Genomic DNA, 15,256 nt, shown 5'->3' with positions numbered 1-15,256 from the left:
TTGCAATCGAATCGACCAATGACACCAGTGACACCACACACTCACGCCGACGTGCCGCAGCTGGTATGCCCGGCCGGCAGCCTGCCCGCGCTCAGGGCCGCCGTCGATAACGGCGCCGACTGCGTCTACCTGGGCTTTCGCGACGCCACCAATGCGCGCAATTTTGCCGGCCTCAATTTCGACGACGAGGCCATCGCCGAGGGCATCGCCTACGCCCATCAGCGCGGCCGCAAGGTACTCGTCGCGCTCAATACCTATCCCCAGGCCGGCAACTGGCGCGCATGGCGCAGCGCCGCCGCGCGCGCCGCCGAAGCCGGCGCCGACGCCCTGATCTGCGCCGATCCGGCGCTCATGGCATGGGTCGCCGAACATCACCCGGCGCTGCCGCTGCACTTGTCGGTACAGGGCTCGGCCACCAATTTCGAGGCGATCAATTTCTACCATCGGCATTTCGGCATCGCACGCGCGGTGCTGCCGCGGGTGCTGTCGATGGCGCAGGTGAGCCAGCTGATCGCCAACACGCCGGTGGACATCGAAGTGTTCGGATTCGGCAGCCTGTGCGTGATGGTCGAAGGCCGCTGCGCGCTGTCGTCGTACGCCACCGGCGAATCGCCCAACACCCACGGCGTCTGCTCGCCAGCCAAGGCGGTGCGCTGGCAAAACGCCCCGCAAGGCCTGGAGGCGCGCCTGAACGGCGTGCTGATCGACCGCTACGGCCAGGACGAAAATGCCAGCTATCCCACGCTGTGCAAGGGCCGCTTCGAGGTCGAGGGCGAGAGCTACTACGCGATCGAGGAACCGGCCAGCCTGAATACGCTCGAACTGCTGCCGCAACTGATCGCCGCCGGCGTGCGCGCGGTGAAGATCGAGGGCCGCCAGCGCAGTCCGGCCTACGTGGCGCAGGTCACGCGGGTGTGGCGCGAAGCGCTCGACGCCTGCCGCGACAACCTGGCGCGCTACTCGGTCCATCCGGCCTGGATGGCCGCCCTCGGCAAAGTCGCCGAAGGCCAGCAGCATACCCTCGGCGCCTATCACCGCGCCTGGAAATAACCACCAACGGAGTCTGTCCCATGTTGAAGCTGGCCCTTGGCCCCGTCCTGACCTATTGGCCTCGCGCCGTCATGTTTGATTTTTACCAGCAGGTAGCCGCAGGCCCGGCCGACATCGTCTACCTCGGCGAGACGGTCTGCTCGCGCCGCCACGAGATGAAGCTGAGCGACTGGTTCGACGTCGCCGACATGCTGGCCGCCGCCGGCAAGCAGGCCGTGTTCTCGACCCAGGCCCTGATCGAGTCGACCAGCGAAGTGACGGCGCTGCGCAAGATCGCCACCAACGGCCGCTACCTGGTCGAGGCGAACGACTTCGGCGCCGTCCACAGCCTGGCGCCGGGCGCGCCATTCGTCGCCGGGCCGCACCTGAACCTGTACAACGGGCCGGCGCTGGCGGTGCTGGCCGAACTGGGCGCGGCGCGCTGAGTGCTGCCGCTGGAAATGGGGCGCGACCAGCTGGTCGACGTGCTGCGCGACGGGCCGGCGGCGATGGAAACCGAGATCTTCGCGCACGGGCGCATGCCGCTGGCGTTTTCGGCGCGCTGCTTCACCGCCCGAAACCGCAACCTGCCGAAAGACGACTGCCAGTTCAGCTGCCTCGATCACCCGGACGGCCTGCTGCTGCGCACCCGCGAACAGGCGCCGTTCCTGGTACTGAACGGCACCCAGACGCAGTCGTCGTCGGTGCAGTGCCTGATCGGCGAACTGGACCAACTGGCCGCGACCGGCGTCGACGTGCTGCGCATCAGCCCGCAGGCCAGCGGCACCGCGCCGCTGCTCGACATCTACGACCAGGCCCGGCGCGGCTTGCTGGCGCCGGACGAGGCGCGCAAGCTGCTGGCGCCTTCGCTGCCAGGGCCGCCGTGCAACGGCTACTGGTACGGCCAGAGCGGCATGCTGCAGGTGGCGGCATGAACTGGCGCCAGCGCCGGCCCCTGGCGCCGTCGATCGGCAGCGTGCTCGCGCGCCTGCCCGCCTATCCCGGCTCGTGGCTGTTCGCGCGCCTGCTCAACGCGACGCTGGCGCCGCAACTGGCGGCCGATGCCCGCGCCGGGCTGGAAGGCAAACTGCTGCAGCTGCGCGTCAGCGATATGGGCGTCGCTTTCAACGTCAGCTGGCGCGGGCGCGGCTTCACGGCGCACGGCCCCGGCGCCACGCCGGACCTGGCTATCGCCGCGGCGCTGCACGACCTGTGGCTGCTGGCGCGCCGCGAGGAAGACCCGGACAGCCTGTTCTTCCGGCGCCGCCTGTCGCTCGAAGGCGACACCGAACTCGGTTTGCTTTTCAAGAACGCGATCGATGCCTTCGACCTTGGCGCGTTCGACCTGTTCCTGCAGCGCCTGACGCCGTTTCAGCGGCCACCTGGGCCGGGGCGTACTCGCTAGGCCATCGGCGCCACGCCTGACGGTTCGCGTTTCGTGCCTGAATCCTTAGCCTGCTTCAAGGACTTTCGTCGGCGCTTCGCCGATAGTGGATGCGCTGGCGCCGTCGTGGCGGCCAGCACACTATACTCAGGACAAGAATGAACGCGAGCGAAAAAATGTTTGGCCGGTCCCTTCCGGCGCAGGAAGTGTCGATCGACGTGTTGTGCGAGAAGTACGCCAAAGGCAGCGAAAACACCATCGCCGCGGTGCAGGAGCGCGTGGCCCACGCGCTGGCGCAGTACGAAAGCGCGGAGCTGCGCGAAGCGATGGCCGCGCGGTTCCTGTGGGCGCAGCAGCAAGGCTTCATTCCGGCCGGCCGCATCAACTCGGCGGCCGGCATGGGCATGAAGGCGACCTTGATGAACTGCTTCGTGCAGCCGGTGGGCGACTCTGTCACCGGCTGGCACGACGGCCTGCCCGGCATCTACACCGCCGTCGCCGAAGCGGCCGAGACGATGCGCCGCGGCGGCGGCGTCGGCTACGACTTCAGCGCCATCCGCCCGTGCGGCAGCAAGGTCAAGGGCACCCATTCGCGCGCATCCGGGCCGGTGTCGTACATGGAAGTGTTCGACGCTTCCTGCAAGACGGTCGAATCGGCCGGCGCGCGCCGCGGCGCCCAGATGGGCGTACTGCGCATCGACCATCCGGATATCGAACGTTTCATCACGGCCAAGCATGACGGCGCCTTCACCAACTTCAACCTGTCGATCGCGGTGACCGACGCCTTCATGCAGGCGCTGGAAGACCAGCAGCCGTTCGACCTGGTGCACGCGGCCGAGCCGTCCGACGACCAGATCGCCGCCGGCGCCAGCCAGCGCGCCGACGGCAAGTGGGTGTTCCACACGCTCGACGCCGGCCTGCTGTGGCAGGCGGTGATGCAGTCGACCTACGACCATGCCGAACCGGGTGTGCTGTTCATCGACCGCATCAACGCCGAAAACAACCTGTACTACGCCGAGCAGCTGTGCGCCACCAATCCCTGCGGCGAGCAGCCGTTGCCGCCGTACGGCTGCTGCGACCTGGGCTCGATCGACCTGACCCGTTTTGTCGACGCGCCATTCACGGCGCAGGCGGCGATCGACTTCGCGCGCCTGCGCGAGGTGGCCGCGGTCGGCGTGCGCATGCTCGACCTGGCGCTCGACGCCACCGAGTGGCCGCTGCCGCAGCAGGCCGAAGAAGGTCGCACCAAGCGGCGCGTGGGCCTGGGCTTCCTCGGTCTCGGCAGCGCCCTGGTGATGCTCGGCGTCGCCTACGACAGCGATGCCGGCCGCGCGCTCGCCGCACGCATCGCCGAGGACCTGCGCGACGCCGCCTATAACGCCTCGATCGACCTGGCGATTGAAAAAGGCCCGTTCCCGCGCTTCGACGCCGAGGCCTACCTGGCCGGCCAGTTCATTGGGCGCCTGCCGCCGACGCTGCGCGCGCGCATCGCTCAACATGGCATCCGCAATTCGCACCTGCTGTCGATCGCGCCGACCGGTTCGATCACGCTGGCGTTCGCCGACAACGCGTCGAACGGCATCGAGCCGGCTTTCTCGTGGGTCTACTACCGCAAGAAGCGAATGGCCGATGGCGGCACCCGCAGCTACGAGGTGGCGGACCACGCGTGGCGGCTGTACCGCCACCTCGGCCACGACGTCAGCAACGACGCCGCCCTGCCCGCGCAATTCGTCACCGCCTTGCAGATGGCGGCGCGCGACCACCTGGGCATGATGCAGGCGGTGCAGCCGTTCATCGACACGGCGATTTCGAAAACCGTCAACGTGCCGGCCGATTATCCGTACGCCGACTTCAAGGACCTGTACCGCGATGCCTGGCGCGCTGGCCTGAAGGGATTGGCGACGTATCGGCCCAACGCCGGCCTGGCCAGCGTGCTCAGTGTGGCGCCGGCGCCGTCGTCGGCGGTCCTGCCCGATGAAGATCCGCTGCGCCGGCGCTTCGACAGCCGGCCATCGGGCGAACTCGAATCGGTCACCTGCAAGGTGCGCTACACAACACAGGAGGGGCCGAAGGCGGCGTATCTGACGGTCAGCTTCATCCGCGCCGAAGGACGGCTGGACGGCCTGCCGGTGGTGATCGAGCGGCCGTTCGAGTTCTTCATGCCGGCCAACCAGCGCAGCGACGGCCAGCAGTGGATCACCTCGACGATGCGGCTGCTGTCGCTGGCGGCGCGCGCCGGCAGTTCGGTGGCGCGGGCGCTGGCGGACATGCGCGAAGTGGTGTGGGAGAAGGGGCCGGTTCGCTGCGGCAGTTTCACGCGCGCCGATGGCAGCGAGGTGCCGATGTATCACGACTCGGAGGTCGCGGCGATTGCCTTCATGCTGCAGCGGGTGCTGATCCGGCGCGGGTTCCTGGACCAGAACGGCGACCAGGTGCCGACCGTGGAACTGGCGCGCCAGCTGGCCGGCGGCGCGGCCGACACGTCGTACCGCGCGGTCCAGAGCGCGCCGGCGCAGCGCACGCACGCGGGACGCAAGTGTCCGGACTGCGGCGCGCACGCGCTGCACAAGGTCGATGGCTGCAGCCATTGCAGCGAATGCCACTACATCGGTAGCTGCGGCTAACGCGCGCGCAGGCGGGGCTGTTGCAGAACCACAGCTCGAAAAACCGTCGTGCCCGCCATTGGCGGACCCGACTTCCCGCGTGCGCGGGAACGACGGTCTTTAGGTTTGCTGTATTCGTCGCGGCGCGGACATGCTTCATTACCCACACCTGCAAGACCGACGGCTACTTTTGTGCGAGCACCCACTTGGCCAGCGTTTGGGCTTCGGCCGCGCTTACCGGATTAGGCGGCATCGCCATGGCGCCCCACGTACCCGTACTGCCTTTTGAAATGCTGGCGACGAGCTTGGTCTCGGCGTCCTTCTGCCCCTTGTACTTGGCCGCCACTTCCTTGAAGGCGGGACCGAGCACCTTGGTGTCCATCGCATGGCAACCCATGCAGTTCTTGGTTTTTGCCAGGTCGGCGTTTGCCTGGGCAGGTGCGCCCAGAGCGAGGGCCGCGCACGCGAGCGCAGCGGAAATCAAGTTCTTCATGTACATCTCCGGGAAAGCCGCGGATGCGGCAAAACCATTGTAGAGCGCCGCACCCACGACTGGCCAGCGGGCATGCGAAGCGGCGGGCCATTGCTTGAACTGGTTTAAGAATCGCGCAGTTCAGATGGTTTTCGAGTAGCGCATGCGCTGCAGCGCAATGTCGTTGGACGTGCCGAAGTATTTGTCGAACACCATGCACAGGTTGCGCACCAGCAGGCGCCCGGCCGGCGTCACGGTCAACCCGGCGTCGCTGATGTCAAGCAGCCCATCGCCTTCGAATTCGCGCAGGCGCCGCAGTTCGGCGGCGAAGTAGACGCCGAATTCGATGCCGTGCGCGCGCTCGACCGACCGCACGCTCAGCGCGAAATCGCACATCAGGCGGCCGATGACGTCGCGCCGGATCACGTCGTCGCGCGTGAGCTCGATGCCGCGCGCCACCGGCAGGTGGCCTTCGTCGAGCGCGGCGTAATAGCGCTCGAGCGACTTCTCGTTCTGGCAGTACGAATCGCCGACGGCGCTGATGGCCGACACGCCGCACGACACCATGTCGGTGTCGGCATGCGTCGAGTAGCCCTGGAAGTTGCGGTGCAGCTGGCCGCTGCGCTGCGCCACCGCCAGCTCGTCGTCCGGCTTGGCGAAATGGTCCATGCCGATGTAAATGTAGCCGGCGGCGGTCAGGCGCTCGATGCACAGGCCGAGCATGGCCAGCTTGTCGGAGTCGCTCGGCAGGTCGGCGTCGACGATCAGGCGCTGCGACTTGAACAGCTGCGGCATGTGGGCGTAGTTGTAGATCGAGATCCGGTCGGGACTGGCCAGCACCACCTTGGCCAGCGTCTCGCCGATCGTTTTCAGGCTCTGCTTAGGCAGGCCGTAAATCAGGTCGATGCTGATCGAACCAAAGCCCGCCTCGCGCGCGGCGCCGATGGCGTCGAGCGTGAGCGCGTCGGGCTGGATGCGGTTGACCGCCTTCTGCACTTCGGGGTCGAAGTCCTGCACGCCGAGACTGAGGCGGTTGAAGCCCTGGCGCCGCAGCGAGAGGATGCGCTCGCGGTCGACCGTGCGCGGGTCGATCTCGATCGAGTATTCGCCGCTGTCGCCGTCAGCGAATTCGAAGCAGCTGGCCAGGTGCGCCATCAGCGACGCCATCTGCTCGTCCGACAGGTAGGTCGGCGTGCCGCCGCCCAGGTGCAGTTGCTCGACGCGCTGCTCGCGGCCGAGCAAGGCGGCCTGCATGCTGATCTCGCGCTTGAGGTACTCGAGGTAGATGGCGGCCTTGTCGTGCTCTTTGGTGATGATCTTGTTGCAGGCGCAGTAGTAGCACAGCGACTCGCAAAACGGAATGTGCAGGTACAGCGACAGCGGCAGGCGCGGCGCCGCTTCGCCTAGCTGGCCGACGACGGCGGCATAGTCGGCGTGGCCGTAGCCGGCGCGGAAGCGATCGGCCGTCGGATACGAGGTATAGCGCGGCCCTTGCTGGCTCATCTTGGCGATCAGGGCCGCGTCGAAGTGGACCGCCGGCGATGCCGGATTCGCCTGGATCGGCGCGTCGGTGTGGATCATGATTGTTCTCCCGTGTGTCATTTCAGCGGCGCGATGGCAAGCCAACGGCGAGCCGCAACGGCACCCATGGTAGTGACGCCAACTCGGGGCGACAAGGCGAAATGTGCGCGTGGGAGCTTTATTTGCATGCAACAGTTCTTCTTGCGCAAACTTGATCTACATCATGGGCGGCGGCGCCTCGTTCCCACTACCATCGGCTTTCCTGGCGTTATCAACGTGCGATTTCCCGCCGCCGAGCCGTCCTGCGAAATTCTTAATCTGGATTAGTTTTGACCACACAGCGGGTTTGCACCATCCAAAACATGCAAATAAAATGCATCTTAGTCCTCATCCCTTTACACCTACAACATCAATAAGGAATCGTATGCACGCCACGCGCAAACTATGGACCTGGCTAGCGGTCATCTGCGTATTTTCGTTCGCCGCCCTCCTCTGGGTCGGCCGCGAAATCTACCTCGAAGCGCCGCCCATCCCAATCCAGGTAAGCAGTACCGAAGGCACGGTACTTTACACGAAAGAGAACGTCCAGTATGGCCAGCAGGCATGGCTGGCGGCCGGCGGCCAGCAGCTCGGCACCGTCTGGGGCCACGGCAGTTACCTGGCGCCCGACTGGTCGGCCGACTGGCTGCACCGCGAGGCGTTGGCGCTGCAGGAGCTGGTCTCGCAGCGCGATCATGAGCGCAAGTATGCCGAACTTGAAATCGGCGACAAGGCGCGCGTCGACGTCACGGTCAAGAACGAACTGCGCGCCAATACCTATGACGCCGCCACCGGCACCTTGACGCTGTCGACGATCCGCGCCGAAGCCGTGCGCCGCACCGCCGCCCACTTCAACGATTTGTTCGGCGACGCCGCCTCGCTCGACGCGCTGCGCGAGCAGTACGCGATGACGCCGAACTCGCTGCCGAAAGCGTCGGACCGCGAGTCCCTCACCGCGTTCTTCTTCTGGACCTCATGGGCCGCCTCGACCGACCGTCCGGGCCAGAGCAACCTGTCGTACACCAGCAACTGGCCGCACGAGCCACTGGTTGGCAATACGCCGACCGCCGGCGCAGGCATGTGGTCGATCGCCAGCGTCATCCTGATGATCGCCGCGATCGCCGGCATGATCTTCTTCCATTCGATGCACAAGGAAGAAGGCGACCCGACGCCATCGAAGAACGACCCGCTGTTCGACCTGAAGCCGACGCCGTCGATGAAGGCGACGCGCAAGTACTTCTTCGTCGTCGCCGGCCTGATCCTGGCCCAGGTAGGCATGGGCATCATCACCGCCCACTACTCGGTCGAAGGAAACAGCTTCTTCGGCTTCCCGCTCGCCGATATCTTGCCGTACACGGTCAGCCGCACCATCCACACCCAGTTCGCGGTGCTGTGGATCGCCACCGCCTGGCTGGCCACCGGCCTGTATATCGCGCCGGCCATCTCGGGCCATGAACCGAAGTACCAGGCGCTCGGCGTCAACGTGCTGTTCTACGCGCTGCTGTTCATCGTGGTCGGTTCAACCGCTTTCGGCTGGATCGGCACCCTGCAAAAGCAGGGCGTCGACTTCGCCTTCTGGATCGGCAACCAGGGCCTGGAATTTACCAGCATGGGCCGCATCTGGCAGATCCTGCTGTTCGTCGGTCTGCTGTTCTGGGTCACGCTGCTCGGACGCGGGCTGTGGCCGGCGCTGAAAAAGCCGTCGGAGAGCCGCGGCCTGATCGCCATGGTGTTCCTCGCCGCGGTCTGCATCGGCGGCTTCTACGCCACTTCGCTGGCCTGGGGCCGCACCACCCACTATTCGATGGTCGAGTACTGGCGCTGGTGGCTGGTGCACCTGTGGGTCGAAGGCTTCTTCGAAGTGTTCGCCACCGCCGTCATCGCCCTGCTGTTCACGCGCCTGGGCCTGATCCGCGCCGCGTCGGCCAACAGCGCCATCGTGCTCGAGACGATCGTGTTCCTGTTCGGCGGCATCCTCGGCACATTGCACCACCTGTATTTCACCGGCACCCCGACGTCGGTGATCGCGATCGGCTCGATGTTCTCGGCGCTCGAAGTGGTGCCACTGTCGATCATCGGCATCGAAGCGTACCGCAACTACCAGCGCTCGCAGGCCGCGCCGTGGGTACAAGCCTACAAGTGGCCGATCCTGTGCTTCATCGCGGTCGGCTTCTGGAACACCGTCGGCGCGGGCCTGCTGGGCTTCACGATCAACACACCGATCGCGCTGTACTACATGCAGGGCATGAACATGACGGCGGCGCACGGTCACGCAGCGCTGTTCGGTGTGTACGGCATGCTCGGCATCGGCCTGCTGCTGTTCTGCCTGCGCGGCCTGTCCGACCGCCTGGCCTGGTCCGACAAGGCCCTTCGCCCGATGTTCTGGCTGCTTAACCTCGGCCTGGCGATGATGGTATTCATGTCGCTGGTCCCTGCCGGCATCTACCAGGCCTGGGCCAGCGTCACGCGCGGCGTCTGGTACGCCCGTTCGCCGGAAGTTGTCCACTCGAGCTTCATGGAGACGATGGTGTGGCTGCGCGTACCGGGCGACATCGTGTTCTCGATCGGCGTCATGTTCCTCATCGTGTTCATGTGGCGCCTGGTGTACCAGAACCGCCCCGCGCGCAAGCTGGCCGCCGCAGCGCTGGCCGCGGTGAAGTAAAAGCTGGCCGGCGCCCATTGCGGGCGCCGGCCTTTTTCATCCGGAACGGGAAACATCGCCATGCGCCTGACCGACTACACCGACTATGCCTTGCGCCTGCTGATGCACCTGGGCGTCAACCCTGGCAAGATCATCACCGTGCGCGAGATCGCCGACATCCATCGCATCTCGTACAATCACCTTTGCAAGATCGCTCACCAGCTTGGCATCGACGGCGTGCTAACCACGCTGCGCGGACGTGCCGGCGGCATCCAGCTGGCGCGCCCGCCGGAGCAGATCATGCTTGGCGCGGTGATCCGCATGACCGAACCGGATTTCAAGATGGTCGACTGTTTTTCCGAAGCGGCCAGTTCTTGCGTGCTGGCCGGCCGCTGCCGCCTCAACGGCTTGCTGGCCGAGGCGACCGCCGCCTTTTTCGCGCGGCTCGACCAGGTGCCGCTGTCGGCGCTGCTGCCTGCCGCGGCGCTATCGCTGCCTGTAACGTGACACCCACTTCCTCCTATGACCCCATGCCACAGCCAACCAATCCCACTGAAGTGTTCCTCGACCTGCGCGGCCTGTATCCGCCGGAGCCGATGGAGCGCGTACTCGATGCGCTAGCGGATCTGCTGGCCGGCCAGCAGATCCGCATGCTGATCGAGCGCGAGCCGCACCCTTTGTATCGCATCCTCGAGACCAACAACTACCGCTACAGCAGCACCGAACCCGAGCCCGGCCTGTATCAGATCGTGATCCAGGAGCGCTGATGCAGCGCTCCCTCGCCTACGCGCTGTCGCCGGCGCCGGGCCTGCCGCTGCGTTTCCTGCTGGCGGCGCCATGGTTCGGCGTGCTCGCCGCGCTGCTGCTGTTTGGCGCCGGCGAGAACGCGTTCGGCTCGCGCTGGTCGGCGCCGGCGCTGGGCGCCACGCACCTGCTGACGCTGGGCTACCTCGGCATGGCGATGGCCGGCTCGATCCTGCAGCTCATTCCCGTGGTGACCGGCAGCGCGCTGACGCTCAGCCGCGCTGCCGCCACGCTGTCCTGGTGCGGCCTGGCGCTGGGCGCCCTGCTGCTGTCCGCCGCGCTGGCCGCCAACCTCGCGTTTCTCTTTTTGCCGGCCGCGCTGTGCGCTTCCGGCGCCTTTGCCATCCTTGTCGCCGCCATTTTGAAAACACTCGCGCGCAGGGCGCCGCCGCCGGCCATGCCGATGGTGCGCGGGATGCGCCTGGCCGTGGCCGGCCTTGTCGTCACGCTGGTACTCGGGGTGACGCTGGCATTGGCCTTCGGCGGCCTGCTGGCCGCGCCCGTGCCGATGCTGGCCGACCTGCACGCCGCCTGGGGCCTGCTCGGTTGGGTCGGCACGCTGGTGGTCGGCGTGGCGTTCCAGGTCATTCCGATGTTCCAATCGGCGCGCATGTATCCGGCGCCGGTGACGCGCTGGGCGCCATGCCTGCTGGCCGCGCTGTTGGCGGCATGGAGCGCCGCGGTGATCGCCGGCGCCGGCGGCGCCGGCCTGGCCGCAGCCTTGCTGTGCGCCGCACTGCTCGCCTTTGCCGCGCTCAGCGCGCAGCTGCTGGCCACGCGCAAGCGCGAGGCCGACGCCACCACGCTGTACTGGCGCCTGGCGCTGGGAAGCCTGGCCGGCAGCGCGCTGCTGTACCTGCTGGCGCCGCAGCCACAAGCCGCGCTGGCCACCGGCATCCTGTTCATCGGCGGCTTCGCCATCGGCGCCGTCAACGGCATGCTGTACAAGATCGTGCCTTTCCTGCTGTGGTATCACCTGCAGCAGGACCCGCGCGCAAAAAAAGGAGAGGTGCCGCCGGTCCGCCTGATCCTGCCCGATGCGCTGGCGCGGCGCCAGTTCTGGTGGCATGCCGCGGCGCTCGCCGCGCTGCTGGGCGCGTCCTTGCTGCCGGCCTGGCTGGGGCGCCCCGCTAGCGCGCTGCTGGCAGTAGCCAGTGCGCTGCTGGCGCTCGACCTGCGCCGCGCGGTCGTGCGCAGCCGCGCAATCAAGGCCTCGTTTCAGCCTTCATAGCCGCGCAGCCGCTCGATATCGAGGATGGTGATCTGCCGGCCTTTCACTGCGATCATGCCGCGCTCGGACAGGTCGTGCAGCACGCGCGAAAAATACTCCGGCGTCAGGTTCAGGCGCGAGGCCAGCAGCTTCTTGCTCACAGTGAGCGTAACCTGCGAGCCGTCGCCCTCCGGTTCGTCCTTGAGCAGGTAGCCGACAATGCGCTGGCTGCCCGAGCGCAGCGAATACGATTCGACGTCCTTGATCAGGCCATGCAGGCGGCGGCTCATGCCGGCCAGCATACGGCGCGCGAACGCCGGGTTGTGTTCCAGCTCGGCGAACACGGCTACACTACCGATGTGGAGCAGCATGCTGTCGGCCACCGCGGTGGCGCCGACGATATACGGCTTCTCCATGAACATCAGCGCTTCGCCGAAGCTGAAGCCAGGGCCGATGATCTCGACGATCTTCTCGTCGCCCTGCACCGACAGGAAGCCGAGCTTGACCTGGCCGTAGATGACGACGTGAAAACCGCGGCACGGATCGCCACGCCGGAAAATCGGCGCGCCGCGCGGCAGATATAGCTCCTGCGTCCCTGCAGCCAGCGTGGTCAGCTCTTGCGCCGAAAAGTCGGCGAACAGCGGCAGGCGCTTGAGAAACTCGCGGCGGTCGATCTTGGTCGTCAGCATGGCGGCCCTTTTCAATATTCAGAATAACAACGCAAAACAACAACGACAAAAGACCCGCAAGCTGCGGGTCTTGTCATCAAACCTGCCGATCAATGACCCGAGTCGGCGTCCGGCTTGCTGGCGGTGCGGAACACGTCAGGATTGTCCTTGCCGACGACGTGGAGGAAACCGGCCAGGCCTTTTTCCATCCGCGACAGCGCATGGTCGACCAGGATATAGCGACCCGGCACCTCGACCTTGAACTCGACCATTGTCGCGCCGCCTGGCGGCACCAGCGTCGTCTGCACGTTCCTCGCCGGCGGCGACGTCAGGTCGGCCTGCGAATAGACGCGGTCGAACACTTCGCCGATGACGTGGAAGCTGGACGTCAGGTTAGGTCCGCCGACGCCGAAGAAGATGCGCACGGTTTCGCCTACTTTCGCTTCCATCCGGTGCGTCTTGGTCAGGGCGTCGTGAGTGCCGTTGAACATCAGGTGCTCGGGCTGCTCGTTGAGCAGTTTTTCGAGCGAGAACTCGGCTTCGCCGGGAGTGCCGTGGCGCTGCGCGGTGTAGATCTCGCCTTGCATCACGTAGAACTCGCGGTCCACCTTGGCCAGGCCGCCTTCGGGCTCCACCAGGATCATGCCGTACATGCCGTTCGAGATGTGCTGGGCCACCATCGGTGTGGCGCAGTGGTACACATACAGGCCCGGGTTGAGCGCCTTGAAGGTGAAGCTCTTGGTGCTGCCGGGCGCCGCCTGGGTGACCGCGGCGCCGCCGCCGGGACCTGTCACCGCATGGAAGTCGACCGAGTGGATCATGTGGCTGTCCTTGGCGTTGGCCATGTTCACTTCGACCGTGTCGCCGACGCGCACGCGCAGGAAGGGACCCGGCACCTTGTTGTTGAAGGTCCAGTAGCGGTAGGTGGTGCCGTCGGCGAGCTGGCCGGCGATCTCGGTCGTCTCGAGGTTGACGGTCAGCTTTTTAGGTCCGCGCGCGCCGACCGGCGTGCCGACCGCATACGGGCTTTGCGAAACGTCCGCACCCTTGGCGACCGGCGCGGCCACCGCGCCGCCGACGATGATCTTGCCGATCATGCCGGCCGCGACGTGGCCCGGCAGCGTGCAGATATATGTGAACACGCCCTTCTTGTCGGCCTTGAAGACGATCGAGGTGCTCGCGCCCTTGGCGTTGATCTGGTTCGACTTGGCGTTAAAGTCAGGCACGCTGACGTCGTGGGTGGCGCCGTCGCCGTTGACCAGATTGATCTGCACGATGGCGCTTTCGGCCACGTTCAGCGTTGGGTTGGCGGTGCCTTTGCTGGCGCCGCTCTCGCTGATGAACACCAGCTTGCCGTCGGCGATATCGGTGCGCAGCGTGAAGGTGACGTCGGGGCGGTACTGGACGGCGGAACCGGCTGCCGGGGCGCCATGCGCAGCGCCATGCTGCGCCATCGCGGGCGCCAATGCGGCCGTGCCCATGACCAAAGCCATCAAGGCTTGCGAAATAATTGTTCTTTTCATTTTCTTCTCACCTGGTTATGTCAGATGCGACGTGCATCCGTTGACAATGAACAAATCATACATTTTAGATGCATCTTAAAAAATTGATACACATCAAATATTTAGCAAGCCGCAGGACTAATTCATTCATTTAGGAAAACTTGACGTAGATCATGTGGAAAATATGCATCACAAAAGTATGATTTTTTCTGCCACGACAAATCATCAGTAACGCCAGCCCACGCGGGCTTTCCAGCACAGGTAAAAAAATAATGAAAACCACGCTCACCGTTCTGGCGGCCGCCATCGCCGTCCTCTCTTCCTCGCTCGCGCAAGCCAGCTGTGGCGCTTCGTTTTGCGCCGTCAACAGCAACTGGACGGCCGAAAGCGCGCTGGCCGAATCGGCCAATGCCTTCGACGTGCGCTACGAGCAGATGAATCAGGACCAGCCGATGTTCGGCTCGCGCAAGGTGTACCCGGGCGAAGTGCCGTCCCACCACGACGAGGTGAGCACGCGCAACCGCAATGTGATGGCCAGCTACAGCCACAACTTCGGCAACCGCTTCGGCGTCACCGTCAGCGCCGCGGCGGTGCAGCGCGATCACCTGCACATTCATAATCACCACGGCGAGAAAATCACCGACACGTGGAAGTTCACCAAGTTGAACGACGTGCGCGTCATCGGCCGCTACCGGTTGCTCAGCGTGGAAAACCCGCTGAAGCCGGCCAGCGCCGGCGTCACGTTCGGCGTCAAGCTACCGACCGGGAAGTTCGACATCGCCAACGCCAAGGACGCCATGGCACCACCGACCTGATCGCGGGCGGCTACTATCACCAGAAGCTGACCGAGATCGGCCTATCCTGGTTCGCCCAGGCGCAGTACCAGCATGCGCTCAACACGCGCGACAACTACCGGCCCGGCGCGCAGCTCGGGCTCGACCTCGGCGTACGCAAGGGATTGGGCGGCGGCTTTGGCGTACTCGGACAACTTAATTATGTTCACAAGAGCGCCGACAGCGGCAGCGAAGCGGAGCCGGCAAGCAGCGGCGGGCGCTTCCTGTACGCCAGCCCTGGCCTGAGCTACACGCTGCCGTCGTCGATGCAGCTGTACGCTTTCTACCAGGTGCCGCTGCGCCGCCAGGTAACGGGAGTGCAGCTCACCGCCAACCGCGCGCTGGTGATCGGCCTGTCCGGCCAGATGTGATGGGAACCCTTGCTGGCATGGGCGGCCGTCCGCTGGCGCGCGTGGCCGCGGCGCTGCTTGCCGTCGCCGCCTGCATGCCGGCGGCGGCGATGGACCTGACCGACCTGCAGGGCCAGGCGCACGCGCTGGAGACCTATCGCGGCAGGTGGCTGGTGCTCAATGTCTGGGCCACCTGGTGC

At 65.8% G+C, this 15,256-nt stretch carries 13 protein-coding genes and 2 pseudogenes; 11 read left to right on the top strand and 4 right to left on the bottom strand.

Features of this window, described 5'->3' with window-relative positions; translation table 11 throughout:
• Window positions 1-27: 27 nt before the first annotated feature.
• The 4 genes and pseudogenes from ubiU (at window position 28) to ACP7DD_RS05565 (ending at window position 5,037) form a co-directional block, all read left to right on the top strand.
• Window positions 28-1,050 (top strand): ubiquinone anaerobic biosynthesis protein UbiU, encoded by a 1,023-nt coding sequence (ubiU, locus tag ACP7DD_RS05580; RefSeq protein ID WP_426173709.1) that lies wholly within the window; start codon window positions 28-30, stop codon window positions 1,048-1,050.
• A 23-nt stretch (window positions 1,051-1,073) separates the two neighbouring features.
• Window positions 1,074-1,964, top strand: a pseudogene (locus ACP7DD_RS05575) (U32 family peptidase).
• On the top strand, window positions 1,961-2,434 hold the full coding sequence (gene ubiT / locus ACP7DD_RS05570) for a ubiquinone anaerobic biosynthesis accessory factor UbiT (protein ID WP_426173708.1): 474 nt from the start codon (window positions 1,961-1,963) through the stop codon (window positions 2,432-2,434). Before ACP7DD_RS05575 ends, ubiT begins: the two are co-directional and overlap by 4 nt.
• 137 nt (window positions 2,435-2,571) lie before the next feature.
• A complete protein-coding gene (locus ACP7DD_RS05565; RefSeq protein ID WP_426173707.1) occupies window positions 2,572-5,037 on the top strand; it encodes an adenosylcobalamin-dependent ribonucleoside-diphosphate reductase in 2,466 nt (821 codons plus the stop codon).
• Window positions 5,038-5,200: 163 nt separating this feature from the next.
• On the opposite strand, the gene ACP7DD_RS05560 is transcribed toward ACP7DD_RS05565, so the two are convergent.
• Together ACP7DD_RS05560 and hemN are read right to left on the bottom strand one after the other, a co-directional pair.
• Window positions 5,201-5,509 (bottom strand): c-type cytochrome, encoded by a 309-nt coding sequence (locus ACP7DD_RS05560; RefSeq protein ID WP_426173706.1) that lies wholly within the window; start codon window positions 5,507-5,509, stop codon window positions 5,201-5,203.
• 120 nt (window positions 5,510-5,629) lie between these two features.
• Window positions 5,630-7,069, bottom strand: a complete 1,440-nt coding sequence (gene hemN / locus ACP7DD_RS05555) for an oxygen-independent coproporphyrinogen III oxidase (protein WP_426173705.1) — start codon at window positions 7,067-7,069, stop codon at window positions 5,630-5,632.
• A 364-nt stretch (window positions 7,070-7,433) separates the two neighbouring features.
• Here hemN and ACP7DD_RS05550 point away from each other — a divergent pair, with 364 nt between their 5' ends.
• The 4 genes from ACP7DD_RS05550 to ACP7DD_RS05535 are packed head-to-tail and all read left to right on the top strand — an operon-like array spanning window position 7,434 to window position 11,724.
• The gene (locus tag ACP7DD_RS05550; protein WP_426173704.1) at window positions 7,434-9,710 is read left to right on the top strand and encodes a nitric-oxide reductase large subunit; all 2,277 of its coding nucleotides are present in this window, start codon (window positions 7,434-7,436) and stop codon (window positions 9,708-9,710) included.
• 60 nt (window positions 9,711-9,770) lie between these two features.
• Window positions 9,771-10,196: an RrF2 family transcriptional regulator gene (locus tag ACP7DD_RS05545; protein ID WP_426173703.1), complete on the top strand. Its 426-nt coding sequence runs from the start codon at window positions 9,771-9,773 to the stop codon at window positions 10,194-10,196.
• Between the two features lie 23 nt (window positions 10,197-10,219).
• Window positions 10,220-10,456, top strand: a complete 237-nt coding sequence (locus ACP7DD_RS05540; RefSeq protein ID WP_426173702.1) for a DUF2249 domain-containing protein — start codon at window positions 10,220-10,222, stop codon at window positions 10,454-10,456.
• Window positions 10,456-11,724 (top strand): hypothetical protein, encoded by a 1,269-nt coding sequence (locus ACP7DD_RS05535; RefSeq protein WP_426173701.1) that lies wholly within the window; start codon window positions 10,456-10,458, stop codon window positions 11,722-11,724. The genes ACP7DD_RS05540 and ACP7DD_RS05535 overlap by 1 nt, the downstream gene beginning before the upstream one ends.
• Here ACP7DD_RS05535 and ACP7DD_RS05530 read toward each other — a convergent pair.
• Both ACP7DD_RS05530 and nirK read right to left on the bottom strand, forming a co-directional pair.
• Entirely contained in the window at window positions 11,712-12,392 is a 681-nt protein-coding gene (locus tag ACP7DD_RS05530) for a Crp/Fnr family transcriptional regulator (protein ID WP_426173700.1), read from the bottom strand. The two genes, ACP7DD_RS05535 and ACP7DD_RS05530, sit on opposite strands and share 13 nt — an antisense overlap.
• A gap of 89 nt (window positions 12,393-12,481) precedes the next feature.
• Window positions 12,482-13,894 (bottom strand): copper-containing nitrite reductase, encoded by a 1,413-nt coding sequence (nirK, locus tag ACP7DD_RS05525; RefSeq protein WP_426173699.1) that lies wholly within the window; start codon window positions 13,892-13,894, stop codon window positions 12,482-12,484.
• 251 nt (window positions 13,895-14,145) lie between these two features.
• Here nirK and ACP7DD_RS05520 point away from each other — a divergent pair, with 251 nt between their 5' ends.
• The 3 genes and pseudogenes from ACP7DD_RS05520 to ACP7DD_RS05510 form a co-directional block, all read left to right on the top strand.
• Window positions 14,146-14,688 carry a hypothetical protein gene (locus ACP7DD_RS05520; RefSeq protein ID WP_426173698.1) on the top strand — a complete coding sequence of 181 codons (543 nt, stop codon included), beginning with the start codon at window positions 14,146-14,148 and terminating at the stop codon, window positions 14,686-14,688.
• The gene (locus ACP7DD_RS05515; protein ID WP_426173819.1) at window positions 14,685-15,077 is read left to right on the top strand and encodes a transporter; all 393 of its coding nucleotides are present in this window, start codon (window positions 14,685-14,687) and stop codon (window positions 15,075-15,077) included. Before ACP7DD_RS05520 ends, ACP7DD_RS05515 begins: the two co-directional genes overlap by 4 nt.
• A pseudogene (locus ACP7DD_RS05510) lies at window positions 15,077-15,253 on the top strand (TlpA family protein disulfide reductase); the annotation flags it as partial. The gene ACP7DD_RS05515 and the pseudogene ACP7DD_RS05510, both read left to right, overlap by 1 nt.
• Window positions 15,254-15,256 lie beyond the last annotated feature (3 nt).

Origin of the sequence: Massilia sp. TWR1-2-2, assembly GCF_049897565.1 — a bacterium.
Classification (GTDB): domain Bacteria; phylum Pseudomonadota; class Gammaproteobacteria; order Burkholderiales; family Burkholderiaceae_D; genus JAFCUW01.
This window is presented reverse-complemented; position numbering and strand designations above follow the sequence as displayed.

Bases quoted from the DNA above. Each gene is read 5' to 3' on its own strand.
- hemN (WP_426173705.1), bottom strand. From the start codon at position 7,069: ATGATCCACACCGACGCGCCGATCCAGGCGAATCCGGCATCGCCGGCG.
- nirK (WP_426173699.1), bottom strand. From the start codon at position 13,894: ATGAAAAGAACAATTATTTCGCAAGCCTTGATGGCTTTGGTCATGGGC.
- ACP7DD_RS05530 (WP_426173700.1), bottom strand. From the start codon at position 12,392: ATGCTGACGACCAAGATCGACCGCCGCGAGTTTCTCAAGCGCCTGCCG.
- ACP7DD_RS05520 (WP_426173698.1), top strand. From the start codon at position 14,146: ATGAAAACCACGCTCACCGTTCTGGCGGCCGCCATCGCCGTCCTCTCT.
- ACP7DD_RS05565 (WP_426173707.1), top strand. From the start codon at position 2,572: ATGAACGCGAGCGAAAAAATGTTTGGCCGGTCCCTTCCGGCGCAGGAA.
- ACP7DD_RS05550 (WP_426173704.1), top strand. From the start codon at position 7,434: ATGCACGCCACGCGCAAACTATGGACCTGGCTAGCGGTCATCTGCGTA.
- ACP7DD_RS05535 (WP_426173701.1), top strand. From the start codon at position 10,456: ATGCAGCGCTCCCTCGCCTACGCGCTGTCGCCGGCGCCGGGCCTGCCG.
- ACP7DD_RS05560 (WP_426173706.1), bottom strand. From the start codon at position 5,509: ATGAAGAACTTGATTTCCGCTGCGCTCGCGTGCGCGGCCCTCGCTCTG.
- ACP7DD_RS05540 (WP_426173702.1), top strand. From the start codon at position 10,220: ATGCCACAGCCAACCAATCCCACTGAAGTGTTCCTCGACCTGCGCGGC.
- ubiT (WP_426173708.1), top strand. From the start codon at position 1,961: ATGAACTGGCGCCAGCGCCGGCCCCTGGCGCCGTCGATCGGCAGCGTG.
- ACP7DD_RS05545 (WP_426173703.1), top strand. From the start codon at position 9,771: ATGCGCCTGACCGACTACACCGACTATGCCTTGCGCCTGCTGATGCAC.